Raw genomic sequence first — 389 nt, forward strand, 5'->3', positions numbered from 1 at the left:
AACGAGACGCATGGAGGGAAGGGGCCAGCCCGAGGGGAGCCCGCGCGAGAAGGCCAGGGTCCGGACACAGAGCCGGGTTGCCTTGCCGCCGAACCTCGAACGGGTGAACACGGCAGCCAAGCAGGCTGCCCAAACCCGGTTCACGGCCTTGCTGCACCACGTCGACGAGGACGCTCTGCGTCGGGCGTTTCGACGACAAAAGCGGCAGGCCAGCGCGGGGGTCGACGGGATAACGGTGGCGAAGTACGAAGAGAGGCTCACGGATAACCTCCGGGAGCTCTGCGGACGCGTCCACACGGGTCGCTACCGGCCACAGCCGGTGCGACGAGTCTACATCCCCAAAGCCGATGGCGGTAAGCGGCCTCTCGGTGTGCCGGCGCTAGAGGACA

The 389-nt window shown here is 67.4% G+C and carries 1 pseudogene; it reads left to right on the forward strand.

The annotated features are described in order from the left end of the window. Positions 1-389 (forward strand): annotated as a pseudogene (locus AC0L3P_RS40150) (group II intron reverse transcriptase/maturase); the annotation flags it as partial.

Source organism: Bradyrhizobium sp. WSM4874 (genome assembly GCF_055811835.1).